The organism is Stenotrophomonas sp. GZD-301, from assembly GCF_049310345.1.
GTDB lineage: Bacteria > Pseudomonadota > Gammaproteobacteria > Xanthomonadales > Xanthomonadaceae > Stenotrophomonas.
The window spans coordinates 41,412-62,107 of record NZ_JBMOWY010000014.1; the positions used below are offsets into that span (position 1 = coordinate 41,412).

A 20,696-nucleotide genomic window follows, 5' to 3' on the forward strand; every position below is an offset into this window, starting at 1 on the left:
GCGGTCAGCGCGCCTGCACGTTCTGCAGGCGCCAGCGGTTCAGGCTGTCCAGCTTGGCCTGGTAGCGCTGCTGCAGCGCATCCCCGCTCAGTGCCCGCGCCCGCTGCATCTGCTCGCCGGCATGCTGCGTATCGCCGACCATGAAATAGGCGCGCGCCAGCCCGAAGTGGAACTGGTGCGCTTCGTCGTACAGGTGCACGGCGCGCTTGTAGTAACGGATGGCCTGCGCGTAATCCTGTTTCTTCTCTGCGTCGGCGCCGAGCATGTACTGCACGAACGGGTCGCGACGGTGCACCAGCGCCAGCCGGCGCGACAGCCGTTCGGCGTCGCGGGTGTTGCCCATGCGGGTGTACAGCGTACTGGCGTTGGACAGCGACGCGGCATGCTGCGGCGCGTAGCGCAGCGCGGTCTTGAAGTCGATCACGGCGGCCTGCAGGCGACCCTCGCGCGTGTCCAGCACGCCCAGGTTGTTCCACCCCGATGCGAACTCGGGAGACATCTGCAGCGATTGGCGGTAGTACGCCCGCGCCAGCACCAGGTCGCCGGCGGCCATGCGGGCGGCGCCGCGGTTGTTGTAGAAATGCGCCAGCGCCCGTTCGCGGGTGATCTGCTTCGGTCCTTCGCGGTCGTAGAGCACGTTGCGGTCCAGATCGACCACTGCGCTGCGGCCGCCCAGGTTGACCCCCGCATTGACGTGACCAACGCTGTAGATCACGCCCTGGTCCTGGTACCAGGTGACCACCTGGTTGACCTCCTGCACATGCGCATCGATGCCGGCCTCGCGGGCCAGGCTGACGAACAGCAGGGTGAAGGCCAGGCAGTTGGCCCGCCGGGTCTCCCAGGTCTCGGCCACGGTGAGGGTGGCATCGGCGTCATACCCCAGGTTCATGCCCTGCGCATCGAAGATCAGGGCGATCAGCCGTTGCAGACGCTGCTCGCGCGACAGCGACGGGGCGATCACACGCGTGTGCAGCAGGGCCAGCAGCTCAGGCGGGATCGCCATGACCTGTTCCGGGCTGGGGATCGGCCCGGTGGCGACCACCGACACCGACGGCAGCGTGGTGGGCGCCGGCGCCGGCGGGGCCGCGTTGTCGGCGGCCGCTAGGGCCGGCCCGGGCAGGATCAACGCCAGGCTCAACAGCAGGGCAGTGCTACCGGTCATGGCGGTTTCCTCGCAGCAGGGCTGGGGCCAGTCGCCGCCAGTCTATGCCTGCCGGAGGCGGTGCGCACGCCACTCATCGGCGTATCCGGCCATCCACAGCCGGTGTGGATGGGCACCGGGTAAACATGTGGATAACCGGCGGCAGCGCCTGCGCCGCAAGGGTTGCGGGGCGGTGGTGAAAAAACTGCCGATGGCGCGGTCCCGTGCGGGGTTGCCAGCGCCTGCGCGCCGGCCAATCATGGGGCATGCGCTTTGAACCGATTCCGCTGCCGCCTGCCCAGCTCGCCGAGCTGGACGCCCGCTACACCGACCCGCCGCGGGCGTACCACAACTTCGCGCACGTACAGGCGGTGCTGCGGCACTGCCTGACCGTGGCCGAGGACGGCCCCGGCTGGCAGGCGCCGGCCGAGGTGCAGTTGGCCGCGCTGTACCACGACGCGATCTACGACGCCGGGCGCAGCGACAACGAGGCGCGGTCGGCGCAGCTGGCCCGCGAGGCCATCGCGCGCTGGCTGCCGGATCGAGACATCGACGTGGAGAGGGTGGTCCAGCTGATCGAGCTGACCGCGCGCCACGGCACGCTGGCCGCGTCGGACGTGGATGCCGAGGCCGCGCTGTTCCTCGACTGCGACATGGCCATTCTTGGCGCACCGGCGCCGGTCTTCGACGCCTATGACCGTGGCATCGCCGAGGAGTACGCCGGTCACGTGCCCGGCTTCCTGTTCCGCATGCAGCGCAAGCGGTTCCTGCGCAAGGTGCTGATGCAGCCGCGGATCTTCCTGAGCGACTTCTTCCACCAGCGTCTGGACGCAGCGGCGCGGGCCAACCTGCGGCGGCTGCTTGAGCGCTGAAGGTCGCGGGCTACACTGAGCGGCACTCCGGTTGCCGTGTCCGCATGATGTCTGCGCCTGCTTTCGATCCCACCGACCCCGACCCCACCGATCCGCGTCCACAACCGCCGGACGAGCCGGGCCCCAACGAATGCTGCGGTAGCGGCTGCCCGCTGTGCGTGCTGGATCTGTACAGCGATGAGCTGCAGCGCTACCGGACCGCACTGGCCGCCTGGAAGCTGCGCCATCCGGAGGTGCCGTGAGCCTGCAGGTGCGGCCGTCTCCGCGCTGGCAGGGGGTGTTCGCACAGTTGGCCATCCTGGCGCTGCTGCTGTTCGTGGCGACTGCGGTCTGGACGCAGTTCGCCCGTGACGACCTGGATTGGGTCCGCGCCACGTTGAGCCTGTACCTGCACGGGCCCTGGGGCCTGGCCCTGCGCAGCGCCTACTGCATGCTCGCGGTCGCGATCATGCTGCTGGCCGTGTCGCTGTACGCCGGCAGTGGCTCGCCGCGGCGCAGTGCGGCGGCGCCGATGCTGTTCTGTGTGGCCGGGCTGGGCCTGATGGGCGTGGCGATCGGCGACAGCTGGCTGCCCGCGTATGCGCCGCTGCTGGCACCGCTGGTACACGGCATCGCTGCCAATACCGCGTTCCTGTGCGCCAGCGTGGCGATGCTGCTGCAGAGCTGGTACCTGCGTGCCGATCCGCGCTGGTCGCGCTGGGCGGGCGTGGCGTGGGGGTGGGCCTGGCTGAGCTTCGTTCTGCTGTGGCTGCATGTGCTGTGGCGCGGGCCGCCGCGCGGGGCCGGGCAGAAGCTGGTGATCGCGGTGGTGGTGGCCTGGCTGCTGGCGGTTGCCTGGCAGCAGTGGCGACAGACCCGTGCGCAGACCGTGCCGACGCAGCGCTGAGGGCTGCGGCCAGTCTGTGTACATGCCCTTGGCGCAAGACGGGCGTATCGTGTGGCGCATCTATCCGAGGATGCGAGACGATGCGGCGAGCCGCGTGGGGGAAGGTGTTGGCGCTGGTGATGCTGGGTACGGCGGCAACCGCCGCGGCCACGCCGCCACGGACGGTCAGTCACGGTCGATTCCAGGACACGCCGGTGTACCTGCCCGACGGCCACCCGCAGCGGGTGGTGGTGTGGTTCGACGGCGGCCGCGATCCTGGGCGCAGCGCCGAGCGCGTGGCCGCACTGCGTGCGCAGGGAGCGCTGGTGGCCGTGGTCGATGTGGCCCGGCTGCGACAACGCGTGGCCCGCGACGGCGGCGGCAGTTGCGGCTTCGGGGCAGGCGATGTCGAGAATTTCTCGCGCTGGTTCCAGGCGTACCTGCAGTTGCCCGGTTACCACCTGCCGCTGATCGGCGGAGACGGTGATGGCGCCGAGTTGGCCTATGCGGTTGCCGCGCAGGCCGATACGCAGGTGTTCGCCGGCCTGTTGACCACCGATTTCTGCCCGGACAGCGCACGCGAACGGATGGTCTGCGGGGCGGGCGTCAGCCACACCCGGCTGCAGCCCACCGAACTGAATTTCCCGTGGTTGAACGCCGCCGGCGAGGCCCATTGCCGCGCCGGCGACGCAGGGGTATTCGTCCGCCGTGTTGCGATGGCGCGGCCGTTCCAGCGCACCGCGCGCGGCGATGCATTGCCTGGCCTGCTGGCGGCCGCGCAGGTGCTGGGCGCGCAGAAGGGCGTCAGCCTGGCGCCGCCGCCGGATGACCTGAAGGGGTTGCCGGTGGTGGAGGTGCCGTCGTCCAAGCCCGGTGACACGCTGGCGATCTTCGTGTCCGGTGATGGCGGCTGGGCGGGGCTCGACAAGGAAGTGGCCGCGGCCTTGAGCGACGGCGGGGTATCGGTGGTGGGCGTGGATTCACTGCGCTACTTCTGGAGCGAACGCACGCCGCAGGGCTTTGCCCGCGACCTGGAGCGCATCGTGGCCCACTACCGTCAGCAATGGCAGCGCCAGCGCGTGGTGCTGATCGGGTTCTCGCAGGGCGCGGATGTGCTGCCGGCCGCGATCAACCAGCTGTCGCCGGCCACGCGCGACAGTGTGGCGATGATTGCGTTGATGTCGGTGGGGCAGAAGGCGGACTACGAATTCCACGTCAGCAACTGGCTGGGCGGCGGCGGCGGCGGCCTGCCGATCGCCCCCGAAGTGGCGCGCCTGCCGCCGGGAAAAACGCTGTGCCTGTACGGCGAAGACGATGACGACGCCTTGTGCCCGGCGCTGCCTGCCGGCAGCGCGCAGGTCATCAAGCTGCCCGGCGACCATCACTTCAAGGGGGATTACGACCGCCTGGCGCAGACGCTGCTGGACCACCTTCCCGCGCGGTAGCGGGTAGAGCCGACCGTTGGTCGGCTGACGCATTTCGGCTCACGCATTACCGGCGCGGATCCAACGAGATCAGGCGCGTGGCGTCCAGCAGCGCGGCCGGCAAATGCATGCCGCCCGGGGCGGCCAGGTAGCGCGAACGCCAGACCGGGGCGAACTTGGACTTGAAGCGGCGCAACCCGCTGAAGCCGTAGAAGCGCTCGCCATGCCGGGCCACCACGTTGGCGAACCGGTTCCAGCGCCCCGCCAGGCGATGCTGGGCCAGGCCGGACAGCGGTGCCATGCCCAGCGAGAAACGGTGGAAGTCGTGGTCGCGGCCCCACAGGAACAGTTCGATGAACAGGAAATCCATCGTGCCCTTCGGGGCGTCGTTGACGTGGCGCATCAGGTCCACCGACAACTCATGGCCGGCCGGTGCCTGCCACAGGTTGGCGAAGGCCACGATGCGGCCTTCGGCTTCCACCAGCGCCACCGGGAAGCGCGCCAGGTACGCCGGATCGAAGCTGCCCAGCGAGAAGCCCTTTTCGTCGCCGGCCTTGTCGTCCAGCCATGCCTGGGAAATGGCCGCCAGCGCCGGCAGCAGCGCTGGAATCTCCTCGGCCGGTGCCACGCGGAAGCTCAGCCCACCGCGCTTGCCGCGGTTCCACGCCTGACGCAGGTCGGCGCGGTCGCGGCCTTCCAGGGTGAACCCCTGCAACGGCACCATCGCTTCTTCGCCGAGCTTGACCAGGGTCAGGCCAAGGTCGAGGTAGGTCTGCCAGTTCGCTTCGCCGACCTGGTAGAACACCGGGCGCAGACCGAGCCGGTCGGCTTCCTCGCGGAAGCGCCAGATCAGTTCGCGTGCGGTCTCCGGCGGCCCGACCGGATCGCCCATCGCGATCAGCGAACCTCCGTAGCGCTGCATCATCACAAAGCCGGTCTGTGCCGGGTCGCGCAGCACCGCCTTGTCGGCCGTGAGCACCAGGCAGGCCTGGGTGTCTTCGGCACGCTGCAGGATCGGTGCGAGTGCATCCAGCGTGGACGCATCGGCCGGGGGCAGCGGGGTACGGGTGCTGTGCAGCAGCCGTGCCAGGCCGAGAATGGTCAACGCGATGGCCACTACCAGCAGCGCACGCAGCGCGCGCGGCGCATTGCCGGACAGCGCGAACTGCCACCACAGTTCGTTCTGGTATTCGACGTGGCTGTACACGAAGAACAGCAGCCAGATCACCGCCACCAGTACCAGCCCGAGATTGCGGATCCACGGCCATGACCAGGCTTCGTCGAGCAGTGCGCCCTGGCGGTAGAACTCGCGGCGCGAGGCCCACAACGCGGTGGCCACCAGCAGCGCGGAGAGCGCGATCAGCACCTGGCCGCCGCGCAGCCAGATCGGCAACGGGGCGATCACGCAGATCGCCAGCGCCAGCATCCAGGCGGCATGGCTGCGCCGCTGCAGCCCCTGGCCGATCAGCAGCAGCGCCACGCCGGCCAGGCTGCCGAGCAGGTGCGAGGTTTCCAGGATCGGCAGCGAGGCGGTGAGCAGATGCCGGCGCGGGGTCGGCAGCGTGCCGTCGATGACCAGGGCGGCGCCCACGCTGAACACCGCCAGCGCGATGATCTGCGGCAGCCACGGACGCAGCGCGGTCCAGCCGGCGCGGGTGGCACCGGCACTGGCGCGCAGCGGCCGGCGCAGCGCCGGTGCGAGCGCGAGCAGGGTGGCCAGCAGCAGCGGCACCACGTAGTAGGTCACGCGGTAGATCAGCGCGGCCGCCAGCACCGAGGCGGGCGCCACCTGCGGCAGCAGCTTGAGCAGGCTCCATTCGAACACGCCCAGGCCGGCCGGTACGCTGGAGATCAGCCCGGCCAGCACGGCCACCAGATACAGGCCGACGAAGCCGGGCAGCCCGGTGGGCGTATCCATCGGCAGCAGCACGTAGAACGCCGCCGCGGCCAGGACCAGCTCGACCACGCTCAGCGCGGTGACGCCGAGCATGGTGCGGCGGTCGGGCAGCCACAACGCGTGGCCGCGGATGCGGAAGGTGCGGCCGTCGCGGCCGACCAGCAGCACGGTGACCGCATAGGCCAGCAGCCCGGCCAGGCCGAACGCGCGTACGACCGGTTCCGTTACCGGCAGGGCCAGCGCCGCTGCGCCGGGTTCGAGCAGGAACGCCAGCGACACCAGCAGCCAGGCACCGAACACGAACCCGAGGGTGCTCATCAGCACCACCTGGCCGATCTCGCCGAGTGACAGCCCAGCGCCGCCATACCCGCGCAGGCGCACCGCACCGCCGGTCAGCGCGGCAAAGCCCAGGGTCTGGCCCAGCGTATGCGCCAGGAACGCGGTGATGCCGACCCGCGCCGGATGCAGCCGCTTGCCGCTGCGGCGCAGGCCGATTGCGTCGAAGCCGATCAGGCAGGCATAGCTGGCCAGGCCGAGCAGGACGGTCAGCGCGATCTGCCCGCCGCCCAGGTGGCGGAACGCCTCACGGATGGCGCGATAGCCATGTTCGTCGAATTCGTTGGCCAGGCCGTGCAGGGCCAGCGCGAGGATGCCGAGGCTGACGATGACGGTTGCCGCGCGGCGCCAGGCGGCGCGGGAGGGCGTGGGAGCCGGGGAGGGTTCGGTCATCGGTACAGCGTGCTCCGGGACAAGCGATGAGAGAGTCAAGGCGGGATGGCGCCTCGTGCGGGCGCATCGTGCGCCTGATGCCGACGCTTGCCAAGGGTGGTGGCTGTGCTCACGCCGCATCGGCGACAATGTGTTCATCACCCACAGGAGTAATCGCCATGTTGGAACGCTTCGACGTCGGCCCGCGCATGTCCGAGATGACGGTGCACAACAAGGTTGCCTATCTGTCCGGGCAGATCCCCGAAGACACCAGCCAGGACATCACCGGCCAGACCCGGCAGGTGCTGCAGGAGATCGACAAGCTGCTGGCGCTGGTGGCCAGCGACAAGCAGCACATCCTGCGTGCCGAGGTGTTTCTGGCCGACATCAACGATTTCGCCGGCATGAATGCCGCGTGGGACGAATGGGTGGTGGCCGGCATGACGCCGGCGCGCGCGACGGTGGAGGCCAAGCTGGCCGATCCGTCGTGGAAGGTGGAAATCGTGGTGACGGCCGCGTTGCCGTAAGCCAACGCCGCAGTGCCCCGCGCTACGGCGTGGGGCCGTTGCCGCGCGGCAGCAGCACGATGCAGTCCACCGGGCACGGTGGCAGGCACAGTCCGCAGCCGGTGCACAGGTCGGCGATGACGGTGTGCATGTACCTTGCGCCGCCGACGATGGCATCCACCGGGCAGGCCTGGATGCACTTGGTGCAGCCGATGCAGTCCGCCTCCACGATCAGCGCGAGCTGGTCCGGCGCATGTTCGCCACGGCCGCGGTCGAACGGAACCGCCGGCACGCCCAGCACCCGCGCCAGTGCCCGCGCACCGGCATCGCCACCGGGCGGGCAGCGCTCCACACCGGCTTCGCCGCGTGCCATTGCCGCGGCATAGGGGCGGCAGCCGTCGTAGCCGCACTGGCCGCACTGGGTCTGCGGCAACAGGCGGTCGAGGCGTTCGACCAGGGGGATGCGTGCGGTGGTCATGCGTGGCGTCGGCTGCGCGGAAGGGTCATTTCTGGGGTTTGCCGCGATACCAGCGTTCGTGGGCCAGGGCCAGCATCGGGCGGTCTTCGCGGCTGTCGCCGTAGGCATGGATGCGCAGGTAGCGCGAGAGGTCGTAGCGGCGGCGGATATGCTCGACCTTGCGCGGGCCGCAGTCGCCGTCGGCATAGCGGCCGGTCAGGCGTCCATCGCGGGTTTCCAGCCGGTTGCAGATCACGTCGATGCCGAGCGCCTCGCACCACGGGCGCAGGTACAGGTCCAGTGAACCGGACACGACCACCACGGTGTGGCGCTGCTGCAGGTGCCAGCGGATCTGTTCGAGCATCTGCGGGCGCACCACCTCGGGCAGCACGTCGCGCGCATAGCCGGCGGCCTGGGTGGCGATGTCGTCGGCATGGCGGTCGCTGAAGGTCAACCGCGTGACGCGGGCACGGATGCGCGCGGCGGAGATCAGCTTCAGCCGGTACGCCAGCAGCCACGGGCCGATCTTCCACCACGCCTGCGCCAACTGCTCGGGCGTGGCGACGCGGCGCAGGAAGCGGCCGTAGGTGTCGCAGGTGGTGACGGTGTGGTCGAAGTCGAACAGTGCCAGTTCCATCCGATCCTCTCCGGGGATGCGCGGGGCAGGGGCGGCCGCGAGGACCGCCCCGGGGGCTCAGCGGACCGGCATGCCCGGCAGCGCGCCGCTGTCCGCATCCAGCAGCGCCAGCGCGCCGCCGTCGAAACCGGCCGACAGGATCATGCCCTCGCTCAGGCCGAAGCGCATCTTGCGCGGGGCCAGGTTGGCGATGAACACCACACTGCGGCCGACCAGTGCGTCGGGCTCGCCGTAGCTGGCGCGGATGCCGGAGAAGATCTGGCGGGTGCCCAGCTCGCCGGCGTCCAGTTCAAAACGCAGCAGCTTGTCCGAGCCCTCGACGAACGCGCAGGCCAGCACCTTGCCGATGCGCAGGTCGAGCTTGGCGAAGTCGTCGATGCCGATGTAGCTCGGCGCAGCGTCGCCATCGGCGGCCGGTGCCGGTGCCGGTGCCGGTGCCGGTGCGGCAGGCTTGGCGGGCTTGGCCGGGGCGGTGGGGGCCGGGGTGGCGGCCTGCAGGGTGTCCTTGGAAGCGTCGGTCATGGCGTCGATCAGTTTCGGGTCGATACGGGTGAAGAGGGGGGCGTACACGGCGATGGTGTGGGCAACCAGCGGCGAGGCGACATCGGTCCAGGCCTGCACGGGGGCGGCCAGGAACGCCTCGGCCTGGGCGGCGGTGGCCGGCAGCACCGGCTTGAGCGCGGTGACCAGCACGCGGAACAGGTTCAGGCCCTGGGTGCACACCGCCTGCAGCTGCGCGTCCGCGCCGTCCTGCTTGGCGATCACCCACGGCTTTTCGTCGTCGATGTAACGGTTGGCTTCGTCGGCCAGCGCCATCGTCTGGCGCAGCGCGGCGGCCGGGTCGTTGCGTTCGTACGCTTCGCGGATCGGCGCCAGGGCGGCGACGAAACGGTCGTACTGGGCCGGGTCCGGCAGCGCGGCGGCCAGGCGGCCGTCGAAGCGCTTGCTGATGAAGCCGGCGCAGCGGCTGGCAAGGTTGACGAACTTGCCGACCAGGTCGGCGTTGACGCGGGCGATGAAGTCGCCCAGGTTCAGGTCGAGATCGTCGACGCCGCCGGAGGATTTGGCGGCGAAGTAGTAGCGCAGCGCTTCGGGTTCGAGACCGGCGTCGAGGTAGGTACGGGCCATCACGAAGGTGCCGCGCGACTTGGACATCTTGGCGCCATCCACGGTGAGGTAGCCGTTGACGTGCAGGCGGGTGGGCGCGCGGTGGCCGGTGCCGTGCAGCACGGCCGGCCAGAACAGGCCGTGGAAGTTGACGATGTCCTTGCCGATGAAATGGTGCAGCTCGGTGGCGGTGCCGGCGCGCAGGTGCGCGTCGAAGTCCTCGCCGGTTTTGGCGCACAGGGCCTGGAAGCTGGACAGGTAGCCGATCGGGGCATCCAGCCAGACGTAGAAGTACTTGCCCGGATGGCCGGGGATCTGGAAGCCGAAGTAGGGCGCGTCGCGGGAGATGTCCCAGGCGCGCAGGCCGCCGTCGGCATTGAGCCATTCGCCGAGCTTGGCCTTGACGCCCGGCAGGGCGACGTCGCCCGCCAGCCACTCGCGCAGGAAGCCTTCGAAGCGGCCCACCTCGAAGAAGAAGTGTTCGGAGTCGCGGATTTCCGGCGTGGCGCCGGAGATGACCGACTTCGGTTCCTTCAGATCGGTGGGGCTGTAGGTGGCGCCGCAGACTTCGCAGTTGTCGCCGTACTGGTCGGCGCTGCCGCAGTTGGGGCAGATGCCCTTGATGTAGCGGTCGGGCAGGAACATGCCCTTGGCCGGGTCGTAGAACTGGGCCACGGAGCGACGCGCGATGTGACCTTCCGCCTCGAGCTTGAGGTAGAAGGCTTCGGTCAGGGCCTTGTTGGTGGCCGAGTTGGTCGAATCGTAGTGATCGAAGGCGACGCCGAAGGCGGCGAAGTCGCGCTCGTGGCTGGCCTGGATGTTGGCGATGAAGGCTTCCGGGGTCACGCCGGCCTTTTCGGCCGCAAGCATGATCGGGGTGCCGTGGGTATCGTCGGCGCACACGAACCAGGTCTTGCCGCCGCTCATTCGCCGCGCGCGCACCCAGATGTCAGCCTGGATGTAGCCGACCAGATGACCCAGATGCAGCGGGCCGTTGGCGTAGGGCAGGGCGGTGGTGACGAGAGCGGTGCGGGTCATGGGAAGCGCTGTTGCCTTGGGGACCGGGGATTATCGCACGGAGGGGCGCGTAGGCCCCCAGCCCTTCCCGCGATGCCTGGCGCGCGGGGAACGACGGAAATGACGTTGGTCAGGGACGGGGCCCCGGAAACGCAGAAGGCCGACGCGGGGACACCGCGTCGGCCTTCTTCACACGCGCCGCAATTCCGGGCGTTTTACTCGCGTACCCAGGTCTGGGCGCGGCAGATGAAGGCGACGCAGCCGGACACGTCGAGCTTGGCGCCGCCGGTCTGCAGCTTCATTTTGGACTTGTAGGTCTTGCCGTTGGCCGGGTCCAGGATGGTGCCGCCGGACCAGGCGCTGGCGCCGTCGGCCTTGAGGTTCCACAGGATGGTCATGCCCTTGACCGGCTTGTTCTTGTTGGCGCCTTCGCAGCCGTCGCAGACCGGATTGGGGCCCTTGTCCGAATGCAGGATCTCGACCACTTTGCCGGTCAGGGTGCCGTTGGTGGCCTGGGTGATCTCGACGATCGACTTCACCTTGCCGGTCTTGTCATCGATGGTCTTCCAGCGGCCGACGGCGCTGTCGGCGGCGTTGGCCGACAGGGCGGCCATGACCAGCGGCAGTGCCAGCAGCAGCGTCTTGAAGGTCTTGCGCATGTTCCCCTCCCAGGGATGTCCGTGAATGCCGGCGCGGGGCCGGTACAGGGCCGACTGTATACCCATTCGCTCCGGTACGGAACGTATCGGCGGCGGGCGTCAGCCGGCGTCGGCCGGGATCTCGTACAGCTCCAGCGGCAGGTCGTCGGGATCGGCGAAGAAGGTGAAGCGGCGGCCGGTGTATTCGTCGGTGCGGATCGGCTCGCAGACGACGCCGGCGGCGGCCAGGCGGGCGATCATCGGTTCCAGTGCCGCGACCCGGAACGCGAGGTGGCGCAGCCCCTGCGCTTCGGGGCGGCTCGGCCGGGGCGGCGCGCCGGGGAACGAGAACAGCTCCAGCTGGCTGCCGTCCGGCAGGGCGAGGTCGAGTTTCCAGGAGTCGCGCGCGGCCCGATGGTGCTCGGCCAGCACGCGCAGGCCGAGCACCCCGGTGTAAAAGGCGCGCGACCGGGCGTAGTCCGACGCGATCAGTGCCACGTGGTGGACGCCAAGCAGGCCGGTGTCGTCGGGCGGGGGCAGTGCTGGGGGCATGGCCGGCGTCGTTCCGATCAGGGCGTGGGCGCGGGGCTGGCGCTGCCGCCGGCCTGCTCGCTGGCGATCCAGCGGGCGATCTTGGCATCGAGGATGTCCAGCGGCATGGAGCCGTCGCGCAGGATTTCCTCGTGGAAGCGGCGCAGGTCGAAGCGCGCGCCCAGCGCGGCCTTGGCCTTGTCGCGCAGCTCCATCATCTTCAGCTCGCCCAGGCCATTGGCCAGGGTCTGGCCGGGCAGGGCCATGAACCGTTCGACTTCCGCAGTGGCGTCGTCGGCCGGCAGGTCGGCGGTCTTGACCAGATAGTCCACGGCCTGGCGCTTGCTCCAGCCCTGCGCATGCACGCCGGTGTCGGCGGCCATGCGTGCGGCACGGGTCAGCGCGCCCTGCAGGTAGCCGATGCGCTCGTACGGGTCCTGGTAGACGCCGAGTTCCTCGCCCAGCGATTCGGCATACAGGCCCCAGCCTTCGACGAAGGCGATGTCGCCACCGAGGCGGCGGAAGCGCGGCAGCTTGTCCAGCTCCTGCTGCAGGCCCAGCTGCACGTGGTGGCCGGGAATGCCTTCGTGCAGGTACTGCATCGGGGCGGCCCAGCGGCGGCGGCTGGGCAGGTCGCCGGTGTTGACGTAGAGGATGCCCGGACGCATGCCGTCGGGCAGCGGCGGCTGGTAGCTGACCGCGGCGGCGGTGGCGGCGCGCTCGGCTTCCACCGCGCGGATCTCCATCGGCGCCTTCGGCAGCGTGCCGAGCAGGCCGGGCAGGCGCGCGTTGACCTGGCCCTGCAGCTGCTTGTAGCGGGTGAGCAGCGCATCGGCGTTGGCGTACTGGAAATCGCGGTCGCTGCGCATGTTGCGCAGCATCTTCTGCTGCGAACCGCGGATGCGGTTGTCCTTCATGATCGTGGCGATCTGCGCCTGCAGCGCGGTGACGCGCTGCTCGGCCAGGGCGTGGATCTGCACCGGCGTCAGCGTGGAGGCGGTGCTCTGGACGATGTTCTGCGCATACCAGGCCTGGCCGTTGGGCAGCGCCGACAGACCGTCGCTGGCACGGCTGGCCGGCAGGTATTCGGTGGCGATGAAGCCGCGCAGCGCGCGGTAGGCCGGCATGATGCGGTACTCGATCATGCGCTTGTATTCGGCGGTGATGCGCGCCTTGTCCGCCTCGGGGAGGTCATCGGGCAGGTTGCGCACCGGTGCCCAGAAAATGCTTTCTTCGGCGGTGGGTTTGATCACCGCATCCAGCTGCGGCAGCACCTTCTCCATCAGGTCGCGCGGCTGCACCACGCCGGCCGCCATGCCCTGGCGCATGTTGGCGATGGCCTGGTCGAACAGCGGCGGAATGCCCAGCGAGCGGCGCGACCACGTGTCGTAATCCTGCACGGTGTTGAACGGCTGCGCGCCCGAGCCGGAGCCGAGGATGGCCATGATGCTGCCCAGGTTGTAGTACTGGCTCACCGGCAGCATCCAGCCCGGGTACTGCTCGGCAACCAGCGACATGCGCGCGTCGCGCACGAAGATCTCGTAGCTGAGCAGATCCTGGCCGGTCAGCCCGTCCGGGCCGATCTTCTCGACCTTGCCCAGCCATTCCACGCTGAAATCATGCGATTGCTGGCGGTAGGCGGCCGACAGGATATTGGGCAACTGGTCGTTGTGTCGCGAATCGCCCTGGAAGGTGGCCTGCAGCGGGTTGAGCCGCATCGCGGCATCCCAGTATTCGTCGTAGATGCGGTTGAGCTGGGCGGCCTTGGTCTGCTGGCGTACCAGCGGCTGGCGGGTCGGGGCGGCGGCAGGCCGGGCACGCGGTTTGGCCTTGGGCTTGGCCGCGGCGCGGGTCTGCGCTGCCGCAGGCCGGCTGGTCTTCTTCTTGGCGGCTTCGGCCGGCGCGGCAGCGCTGAACACCAGCAGGGCGGCAATGGCAAGCGCCAGGGCGCGGGCGGGGTGGGGCATCGGCTACTTCCGTGAACGCACAGACACGGGAGCTTGCCCGATTCGGCCGGATACGGCCAGCGCAGGTGCCTGGTCAGGTTCGCGCCGTATGGCGCTCAGTCAGCCGCGGCGTCGGCGCGCAGCTGTGCGGCGCGCTCGGCGCCAAGATAGCGGGTAATCGCACGACGCATCAGGTACAGCAACGGAATCAGCGCGATCGCGAAGGCCATCTTGTACACGTAATTGACGCTGCTCACCGCCAGGAACAGCGAGGTAGGCCACTGCTGCGGGCCCAGCACGAAGGCGATCCAGATCACCACGAAGCTGTCCACCAGCTGCGACACCGCCGTGGAGCCGGTCGCGCGCAGCCACACATGGCGCTCGCCGGTGGCGCGGCGGATGCGGTGGAACACGGCCACGTCGATCAACTGCCCGAACAGGAACGCCACCAGCGAACCGGCGATGGTCCACATGCCCTGGCCGAACACTGCCGCGAACGCGGCCTGGTAATCGGGCACGCCGTGCGCGCGCATCGAGGTGACCCACCAGTCGGCCGGCACCAGCGAGATCGCGGCGAATGCGAACAGGAAGCCGTAGGTGATCAGCGCCACCGCCAGCCACGAAATGAACTTCACGCCACGCCGGCCGAAGAATTCGTTGATGGTGTCGGTCATGATGAACACCACCGGCCACAACAGCGTGCCGGCGGTGAAACTCAACGAGCCGGTCTGGCCGAACAGGTTCCAGTTGAACGGGGACACGCCGAGCGTGTCTTCCAGCGCGAAGATCTTTACGCCGATGAACTCGGCCAGCACCGCGTTGGCGCAGAAGAACGCCGCCAGCGCGATGAACAGCAGGACCGCGCGGTCCTGCAGCGGCCGCGCGCTCATGTCAGCGGTCGCCGGCGCGGGTGAATGGCACCGATTCCGGCGCGACTGCGCCACCGGAAATGATGAAGCTCATCGCCTGGTCCACGGTCCAGTCGGTGGGCGTCAGCAGTTCCACCGGCACGATCTCCAGGTAGCCGGAGGTCGGGTTGGGCGTGGTGGGCACGTAGACGGCCGCCAGTTCGCGGTCGGTGCCCTGTTCGCGGATCACCCGCGTCACCAGCCCGACCGACTTCATGTCCCGGTGCGGGAAATCGATCAGCACCACGCGCTGGGTGCTGCCCGGCTCGGTCTGCAGCATGTCCAGCAGTTTCTTGGCACTGTCGTAGATGATGCTGGCCAGCGGAATGCGGCGGATCACCGCACCGAACCAGCGCAGCAGGCGCTGGCCGATCACCCGGCGGCTGAGCACGCCGACGCTGAGGATCACCAGCAGCGTGGCGCCGAGCCCGATCAGGTTCTGCATCCACTCGACCTTGATCCAGCCCAGGTAGTGCGGGAACGAGGCGGCGATCTGCGCCGACAGCGGCACCACCACCGGGCTGCTGATGCCCGACAGGAGCACGAAGACGAATTTGACCACCACCCAGGTCAGCCAGATCGGCAGCAGGGTCAGCAGGCCGGTCAGAAACAACCGCTGCAGGGAGGGGCGCGGAACGAGTTGGGGGGCTTCGGGCGACATCCGCGCATTGTAGCGGCGGTGCTGCCCCGTTTACGCTGGTGGATTCGGCGAATTGTCGTCAGCAGGAAGACACTGTGTCCAAAACGATGCGTGTGGCGGCAACAGGGATAGCGGTGCTGATGGTGCTGGCAGCAGGCACCTGGCTGGCCGCCCGGCTGTGGCCGGTGCCGCAGGCCCATCAGGACGCCCTGAAGCTGCTGCGCGCGGCGCCCCCGGTGGACGGCCGCAGCGGCGCGGCGGCGTTGTGGACACTGGGGTTTGACGGCATGGATGCGGCGGCCCGGGAACAGATCCTGGCCGAGGACCTGACGCGCTGGCAGCAGGGCGCCCCAGGCAGGCGATCGCAGGAATCGGTGGCCGAGGCGCGTTTCCCGCGTCCGGCGATCACCACTGCGTTCGGTTGCGGCCAGCGTGGCATCGGCTGCCTGGCGGCAGTACGCGCCGATCCGGCCGCGTTCGCCGCCGCCCATGTGGGCCACCAGGCGTTGCACGCACGGGTGGCGGAACTGTCGCAGTTCGATCACTACAGGCTGCCCTTCCGCGCCTACGACACCGACCTGATGACGCCGCTCCCGTCGATGCGGCCGCTGTTCGACACGCTGTCGGCCAACGCGTTGGCGCATGTGCAGGGCGATACCCCGCGCGCGCTGCAGGGAACGTGCGCGGACATCCTGACCGGGCGACGGCTGGTCGGGCGCGGCGACAACCTGTTGTTCAGCATGATCGGGGCGTCCCTGCTGGAGGGTCAGGCCCACCTGCTCGCCGACCTGCTTGCCGAGCTGCCTGCCGATGCCGCGTTGCCGCCCGTCTGCGCGGCCGCCCTGCAGCCCATGACCGTTCCCGAGCAGAGCCTGTGCACGGCCATGCGTGGCGAGTTCGCGATGGGTGAAGCGGCGCTGCGTACTTCCGAGCAGGGCAGCGCGCTGCAGCCGCTGGTGTTCAACCTGGCACGGACCGAAGCGCGCTTCGCGCCGCACTATGCCTGGGCCTGCGACGCGGCCGCGATGCAGGCGCTGGCCGACGACCGGCCGCTGCGCGAGCCGGCGCCGCAGGCATCGGGGTTCGACTGTGTGGCCAACGCGCTCGGCTGCCGTCTGGCGGCGATCGGTGCGATGAGCATGCGGCCCTATGCGGACCGTGCCCAGGACAGCGCGGCGATGCTGCGTCTGGTCGCGGCCCAGCGCTGGCTGCGCCAGCAACCGGATGCGCCGTCGCAGGCACTGGCGCGGCTGCCTGCGTCGATGCGCTCGGCCACCCGGCCCCCGGCACTCAGCCCCGATGGACGCTGGCTGCAGCTCCCGCGGCGCGCCACGGCCCAGCTGTCGGAAGGAATCACGGCGACGCTGCAGGTGCCGATGCCGGCCACCGCACCCTGAGGGGCGAGGTGGGCACGCCGCGGCGATGGGTCAGGGCGTGACCTTGCCCGCGGCGCGCGCGTCGGGCTTGAGCCGCAGGTACACCTGCTTGCGCACCCGCGCGACCACCGTTCCACGTGCATCGACGATGTCGTTGCTGAACCAGTGCAGGTACTTCTCGCCGCCTGCGGTGGCGGCGCGCAGCTGGTCCAGCAGCGCGTCGTCCAGCCGGAACTCGGCCGTGACGGTGCCGCGCCCAGGCGTGAGGAATTCGATCTCGCCTGCGCGGTCCCACACGTAGTAGTCGCGGCCGAGATTCTGCATCACCGTCAGCATCCAGAACGGATCGGTCATCGCGAACAGGCTGCCGCCGAAGTGGGTGCCGACGTAATTGCGGTTCCACAGGCGCATGCGCAGTTCGACCCGCACGTAGCGGTAGTCGGCGGCCACGTCGGTCACATGGATGCCGGTGAACAGGAACGGGGGCCACAGGTTGATGCCGTGGCGGAACAGGCTGGCCTTCATCGGATCCGGTCGCGCGGGGGTGGGACTGGAGTCTAACATTCGCAGGCGTATGGTGGGCTCCGCTGCCCGCTGCGGGTCAGGCCTGGCTGCCGTCGTCCACCGCGTAGCCATTGCGGCCGGCGGCCTTGGCGCGATACAGGGCGACATCGGCCCCTTCGAAGAAGTGCCGCGGTTCGCTCTGCGCGGCCGGGACCCGGGTGTATATGCCGACGGTCAGGGTGATCCGGGTGATCTCGCCGCGGCCGGCCGGAATCTCCAGCTGCTGCACGCCTGCGATCAGGTCCTGCACCACCTGCACCGCGCCGTCCACGCCGGTGTCGGGCAGGATCAGGGCGAACTCGTCACCGCCGAAACGCGCCGCCATGTCGCGCGGGCGCCGTGCGTGCGCGCCGATCTCATGTGCGATCCGGCGCAGCACGTCGTCGCCGGCCTGATGGCCATAGAGGTCGTTGTGCCGCTTGAAGTGGTCGACATCGATCAGCACCAGCGTGAGCGGGCGGGAGGTCCGGCGGCCGGCATCGTGCTCCTGCTGCAGGGCCTGCTCGAAGCGCAGCCGGTTGCCCAGTCCGGTCAGTGCATCGCTGTTGGCCTGCCGGCGCCATGCACTGACCCGCCACACCGCCCACGCCGCGATCACCAGCAGCATGCCGACCAGGCTGGCCGCCGGTGCGAACCACAGGTTGCCGCCCCGCAGCAGGACCAGGCTGAGCAGCAGCGCCACCGGCAGCGCCAGCAACGCGCTCAGCCACGCCCGCGGCAGGGTCAGGCCGAGGCAGCAGAGCGCCACCAGCAGGCCGGTCAGGCCGTTCTGCCACGCGGCGGGCAGCACGCTGATGACCTTGCCATCGAGCATCATCGAGGCGACGTTGGCCTGGTATTCGCTGCCGCTCATCCAGCGCTCGCGCGTAGTCGGGGTGAGCAGGCGCGGGGTGATGCCGCTGGCGGTCATGCCCACCATCACCAGGCGGCCGCGCAGCAGCGCCGGGTCAACGGTGCCATTGAGCACGTCCACATAGGACACCTGCGGGAAGCGATCCGGCGGGCCGGCGTAACGCACCCGTACATAGTGGTCGCGGCGCCACTGGTACGGCGAGCTGTCCTCCGTACCGCCATAGCGCAGGCCGGGCAACGGGCCGCGCACGTTGGCCAGCGCCAGTCCCAGCGCGGGCCAGTGCGGTGAGCCGATGCCGGCGGTGAGGTACAGCCCGCGGGCCACGCCGTCGGCATCCACTTCGATGTCAGTGTGGCCGAGAGTGGCGGCGTTGGCGGCGATCAGCGGGATCGGCAGCAGCTCCTCGGCCATGCGTGGCCCGCTGCTGGGCGCGGCGAGGACCGGCAGCGCCACCTTGCCGTTGCGGCGGATCGCGGCGGCCAGCTCGGCATCCTGTGCGGCGTCACGGCGGTCCGGTTCGGACAGCATCAGATCCAGGGCGACCCGGCCGGCACCGGCCTGGGTCAGGCGGTCGAGCAGGCGCGCGTGGGTGGCGCGCGGCCACGGCCATTGGCCGAGCTGCTGCAGGCTGGTGTCGTCGATGGCCACGATCAGCAGGCGCGGGTCGGGCGTGTAGTCCCACCCGCCGACGTAGGTGTCGTACACCGCTTCGTCCTGCGTCCAGAACCAGTGCCACTGGCTGGCGGCAACCGCCAGCGCTGCCATTGCCAGTGCCAGCAGCAGCCGGCCGGGCCAGGACACGTGCAGCGGTTTCACAGCAGCAGCCACAGCAGCAGGGCACCGCCGCCGGCGCCGTAACAGGTGCGGCACGGCAGCTTGACCTGCTGCGGCGCCGAGAACGGTCCGGCGTAGCCATCGTCCTCGATGTACTGCACGCGCACGTGCAGGGTGCCGTGCCACGGGCGCTTGAGCGTGACCTCGGGCTGGTCGAGCTCACGGTCCAGCAGCGGCTGGGCGAAATCGCCCTTGCGATCAAGCTGCACGCGGTAGCGCTGGCCGGGTTCGCCCGCCTGCCAGCGCAGGGTCAGCTGGCCCTTGGCCGCTTCCGGGGGCTGCAGTGCCGGATCGATGGGCGTGTCGGTCAGGGTCAGCGGCAGTGCCTGGCCGAACCGGCCCTGGTGGCCATTGCGGTCGCGGGACGCCACGCGCCAGTAGTAGGCGCCCGGCGGCAGAGGCTGGGCAGGGCGCAGGTGGGTGGATGAGGTGTCCTGTTCCAGCAGGGGCGAGCTGAACTGCGGGTCGCTCGCGATCTGCAGCACGCTGGAGGCGGCATCGGGGACGTGCCCCCATTCGAAGCGTGGACGCGTGCTGTTCACGGTCTCGTCGTGGCGCGGGCGCACGGTGAGCGGCGCGACCGGCTGGTCGCGGACGGTGAAATCGCGCTCGGTATCCAAGCCTTCCACGCCCTCGGCGCTGACCGCACGCACCAGCACGCGCAGCGTGCCGGCCGGCAGGTCGTCGAAGGTGGCGGTGGTGGTGGCGCTGTCCTGCGCGGCCAGCAGCACGTCGGGCTGGTCGGCGCGCACGACCTCGATGCGGTAGCCGGTGGCGCCGTCGACCGGTGCCCAGGCCAACCGCGCCGGCAGCGGCTCCAGCCGGGTCTGTGCGACCGCCAGCGACGGGGCCGGCAACAATGCCTCCAGGGTGGCCGGTCGGGTCAGCGCCGAGGGCGTGCGGGTGGCCTGGCCGTGGGCGACCAGGCGCTGGCCGGCGCGATTGCCGACCTGCACACGCCCTTCCACCACTTCGGTGGAGGCGCCCTGGCCGTCCTGGCCTGCGCTGACCCGGAACACCGTGCCGCGCACGCTGCTGGTGGCGGTCGGCGCATCGATGATGTAGCGCGACGCCGGGCCCCGCGCCGGGGTCACCCGGTTGCTGGCGCGGCCCTGTTCCAGGCGCAGACGGGTATCGACCATGCCGGTGCGTCCATAACGGCTGAGCTGGTCCAGGCGCAGTCGCGAGCCCTCGCGCAGCTGCAGGCGCGAGGCGTCGGCGAATTCGAGGGTGATGCTGGCATCGGCGCCGGTTTCGATTTCGTCGCCGATACGCAGCAGATCGCCTTCCTTCAGCGCGCGCAGCGTGCCTCGGCCAGCGGCCGTGCCGGCCTGCACCGGGCCGCGCACCGCCACCACACGCGCCGGAACGGGCTGCACCCGCAGCCACGCGACCGGGAACCCCAGCTGGGTGCCCGGCGGCAGCCGGTAAGGGTCATCGACACGGTTGTGCCGCTGCAGTCGTTCCCACTCGACTTCGGGCTTGAGGTAATGGGTAGCAAGGTCCCACAGGGTGTCGCCGGGGCGAACCCGGTAGTGCCAGTCCTGCGCCAGCAGGGGCAGGGGGGACAGCAACAGCAGGGCCAGCAGCAGGAAGCGCAGGGCACGGGGAGAACGGTGCAGCGGAAAGGTCAATCTCACGGTCGATGGCGCCCTGCGAAGCGGGGCTCAGCCATGCGGACCCCAATGGCCCAGACCTCATCCCCCCGAATGGATCGCGGCCTCCAACGTGCCGCAATCCATTATTGCCCGGGACCTGTGCAGGGTTTCTGAACG

General features: G+C 69.8%; 19 protein-coding genes. 6 read left to right on the top strand and 13 right to left on the bottom strand.

Translation table 11 applies throughout. The annotated features are described in order from the left end of the window. Nucleotides 1–4 precede the first annotated feature (4 nt). Entirely contained in the window at nt 5–1,162 is a 1,158-nt protein-coding gene (locus ACO6VK_RS04145) for a tetratricopeptide repeat protein (RefSeq protein WP_422505692.1), read from the bottom strand. Nucleotides 1,163–1,407: 245 nt separating this feature from the next. Between ACO6VK_RS04145 and ACO6VK_RS04150 the strand changes: the two genes are divergently transcribed. The 4 genes from ACO6VK_RS04150 (at nt 1,408) to ACO6VK_RS04165 (ending at nt 4,323) form a co-directional block, all read left to right on the top strand. Beyond that, nucleotides 1,408–2,013 (top strand): hypothetical protein, encoded by a 606-nt coding sequence (locus ACO6VK_RS04150; RefSeq protein ID WP_422505693.1) that lies wholly within the window; start codon nt 1,408–1,410, stop codon nt 2,011–2,013. A gap of 47 nt (nt 2,014–2,060) precedes the next feature. Further along, nucleotides 2,061–2,255: an oxidoreductase-like domain-containing protein gene (locus ACO6VK_RS04155; protein ID WP_422505694.1), complete on the top strand. Its 195-nt coding sequence runs from the start codon at nt 2,061–2,063 to the stop codon at nt 2,253–2,255. Nucleotides 2,256–2,257: 2 nt separating this feature from the next. Further along, nucleotides 2,258–2,899, top strand: a complete 642-nt coding sequence (locus tag ACO6VK_RS04160; RefSeq protein ID WP_422505720.1) for a DUF998 domain-containing protein — start codon at nt 2,258–2,260, stop codon at nt 2,897–2,899. Nucleotides 2,900–2,979: 80 nt separating this feature from the next. Beyond that, nucleotides 2,980–4,323 (top strand): virulence factor family protein, encoded by a 1,344-nt coding sequence (locus tag ACO6VK_RS04165; protein ID WP_422505695.1) that lies wholly within the window; start codon nt 2,980–2,982, stop codon nt 4,321–4,323. Between the two features lie 46 nt (nt 4,324–4,369). Here the strand turns inward: ACO6VK_RS04165 and mprF are convergent, their stop codons facing one another. Next, on the bottom strand, nt 4,370–6,928 hold the full coding sequence (gene mprF, locus ACO6VK_RS04170) for a bifunctional lysylphosphatidylglycerol flippase/synthetase MprF (RefSeq protein WP_422505696.1): 2,559 nt from the start codon (nt 6,926–6,928) through the stop codon (nt 4,370–4,372). Nucleotides 6,929–7,086: 158 nt separating this feature from the next. Between mprF and ACO6VK_RS04175 the strand changes: the two genes are divergently transcribed. Next, the gene (locus ACO6VK_RS04175; protein WP_422505697.1) at nt 7,087–7,434 is read left to right on the top strand and encodes a RidA family protein; all 348 of its coding nucleotides are present in this window, start codon (nt 7,087–7,089) and stop codon (nt 7,432–7,434) included. A gap of 22 nt (nt 7,435–7,456) precedes the next feature. On the opposite strand, the gene rnfB is transcribed toward ACO6VK_RS04175, so the two are convergent. The 8 genes from rnfB to ACO6VK_RS04215 all read right to left on the bottom strand — a co-directional run bounded on the left by rnfB (nt 7,457) and on the right by ACO6VK_RS04215 (nt 15,315). Further along, nucleotides 7,457–7,891 carry an Rnf electron transport complex subunit RnfB gene (gene rnfB, locus ACO6VK_RS04180; RefSeq protein ID WP_422505698.1) on the bottom strand — a complete coding sequence of 145 codons (435 nt, stop codon included), beginning with the start codon at nt 7,889–7,891 and terminating at the stop codon, nt 7,457–7,459. A gap of 25 nt (nt 7,892–7,916) precedes the next feature. Beyond that, nucleotides 7,917–8,507, bottom strand: a complete 591-nt coding sequence (locus tag ACO6VK_RS04185; protein ID WP_422505699.1) for an HAD family hydrolase — start codon at nt 8,505–8,507, stop codon at nt 7,917–7,919. A 57-nt stretch (nt 8,508–8,564) separates the two neighbouring features. Beyond that, nucleotides 8,565–10,652, bottom strand: coding sequence for a methionine--tRNA ligase (gene metG / locus ACO6VK_RS04190; RefSeq protein WP_422505700.1), 2,088 nt, complete (start codon nt 10,650–10,652; stop codon nt 8,565–8,567). Between the two features lie 194 nt (nt 10,653–10,846). Continuing rightward, nucleotides 10,847–11,290, bottom strand: a complete 444-nt coding sequence (locus ACO6VK_RS04195) for a DUF2147 domain-containing protein (RefSeq protein WP_017357410.1) — start codon at nt 11,288–11,290, stop codon at nt 10,847–10,849. A gap of 99 nt (nt 11,291–11,389) precedes the next feature. Beyond that, nucleotides 11,390–11,821 (bottom strand): VOC family protein, encoded by a 432-nt coding sequence (locus ACO6VK_RS04200; RefSeq protein WP_422505701.1) that lies wholly within the window; start codon nt 11,819–11,821, stop codon nt 11,390–11,392. Between the two features lie 17 nt (nt 11,822–11,838). Beyond that, entirely contained in the window at nt 11,839–13,767 is a 1,929-nt protein-coding gene (locus ACO6VK_RS04205; RefSeq protein ID WP_422505702.1) for a DUF885 domain-containing protein, read from the bottom strand. Between the two features lie 95 nt (nt 13,768–13,862). After that, nucleotides 13,863–14,636: a queuosine precursor transporter gene (locus tag ACO6VK_RS04210; RefSeq protein ID WP_422505703.1), complete on the bottom strand. Its 774-nt coding sequence runs from the start codon at nt 14,634–14,636 to the stop codon at nt 13,863–13,865. Between the two features lies 1 nt (nt 14,637). Beyond that, entirely contained in the window at nt 14,638–15,315 is a 678-nt protein-coding gene (locus ACO6VK_RS04215) for a DUF502 domain-containing protein (protein WP_411851709.1), read from the bottom strand. 74 nt (nt 15,316–15,389) lie between these two features. On the opposite strand from ACO6VK_RS04215, the gene ACO6VK_RS04220 reads away from it, so the two are divergent. Beyond that, entirely contained in the window at nt 15,390–16,691 is a 1,302-nt protein-coding gene (locus ACO6VK_RS04220; RefSeq protein ID WP_422505704.1) for a hypothetical protein, read from the top strand. A gap of 30 nt (nt 16,692–16,721) precedes the next feature. Here the strand turns inward: ACO6VK_RS04220 and ACO6VK_RS04225 are convergent, their stop codons facing one another. The 3 genes from ACO6VK_RS04225 to ACO6VK_RS04235 all read right to left on the bottom strand — a co-directional run bounded on the left by ACO6VK_RS04225 (nt 16,722) and on the right by ACO6VK_RS04235 (nt 20,561). Then, on the bottom strand, nt 16,722–17,195 hold the full coding sequence (locus ACO6VK_RS04225; RefSeq protein ID WP_422505705.1) for a DUF4442 domain-containing protein: 474 nt from the start codon (nt 17,193–17,195) through the stop codon (nt 16,722–16,724). 76 nt (nt 17,196–17,271) lie between these two features. Beyond that, nucleotides 17,272–18,903, bottom strand: coding sequence for a CHASE2 domain-containing protein (locus ACO6VK_RS04230; protein WP_422505706.1), 1,632 nt, complete (start codon nt 18,901–18,903; stop codon nt 17,272–17,274). Then, nucleotides 18,900–20,561 carry a FecR domain-containing protein gene (locus ACO6VK_RS04235; RefSeq protein ID WP_422505707.1) on the bottom strand — a complete coding sequence of 554 codons (1,662 nt, stop codon included), beginning with the start codon at nt 20,559–20,561 and terminating at the stop codon, nt 18,900–18,902. Before ACO6VK_RS04235 ends, ACO6VK_RS04230 begins: the two co-directional genes overlap by 4 nt. Nucleotides 20,562–20,696: the final 135 nt, after the last annotated feature.

Coding starts and splice junctions, on each gene's coding strand:
- ACO6VK_RS04150 (WP_422505693.1), top strand. CDS start 1,408: ATGCGCTTTGAACCGATTCCGCTGCCGCCTGCCCAGCTCGCCGAGCTG.
- ACO6VK_RS04155 (WP_422505694.1), top strand. CDS start 2,061: ATGTCTGCGCCTGCTTTCGATCCCACCGACCCCGACCCCACCGATCCG.
- metG (WP_422505700.1), bottom strand. CDS start 10,652: ATGACCCGCACCGCTCTCGTCACCACCGCCCTGCCCTACGCCAACGGC.
- ACO6VK_RS04165 (WP_422505695.1), top strand. CDS start 2,980: ATGCGGCGAGCCGCGTGGGGGAAGGTGTTGGCGCTGGTGATGCTGGGT.
- ACO6VK_RS04225 (WP_422505705.1), bottom strand. CDS start 17,195: ATGAAGGCCAGCCTGTTCCGCCACGGCATCAACCTGTGGCCCCCGTTC.
- ACO6VK_RS04195 (WP_017357410.1), bottom strand. CDS start 11,290: ATGCGCAAGACCTTCAAGACGCTGCTGCTGGCACTGCCGCTGGTCATG.
- ACO6VK_RS04210 (WP_422505703.1), bottom strand. CDS start 14,636: ATGAGCGCGCGGCCGCTGCAGGACCGCGCGGTCCTGCTGTTCATCGCG.
- ACO6VK_RS04185 (WP_422505699.1), bottom strand. CDS start 8,507: ATGGAACTGGCACTGTTCGACTTCGACCACACCGTCACCACCTGCGAC.
- ACO6VK_RS04175 (WP_422505697.1), top strand. CDS start 7,087: ATGTTGGAACGCTTCGACGTCGGCCCGCGCATGTCCGAGATGACGGTG.
- ACO6VK_RS04145 (WP_422505692.1), bottom strand. CDS start 1,162: ATGACCGGTAGCACTGCCCTGCTGTTGAGCCTGGCGTTGATCCTGCCC.
- rnfB (WP_422505698.1), bottom strand. CDS start 7,891: ATGACCACCGCACGCATCCCCCTGGTCGAACGCCTCGACCGCCTGTTG.
- ACO6VK_RS04200 (WP_422505701.1), bottom strand. CDS start 11,821: ATGCCCCCAGCACTGCCCCCGCCCGACGACACCGGCCTGCTTGGCGTC.
- mprF (WP_422505696.1), bottom strand. CDS start 6,928: ATGACCGAACCCTCCCCGGCTCCCACGCCCTCCCGCGCCGCCTGGCGC.
- ACO6VK_RS04205 (WP_422505702.1), bottom strand. CDS start 13,767: ATGCCCCACCCCGCCCGCGCCCTGGCGCTTGCCATTGCCGCCCTGCTG.
- ACO6VK_RS04215 (WP_411851709.1), bottom strand. CDS start 15,315: ATGTCGCCCGAAGCCCCCCAACTCGTTCCGCGCCCCTCCCTGCAGCGG.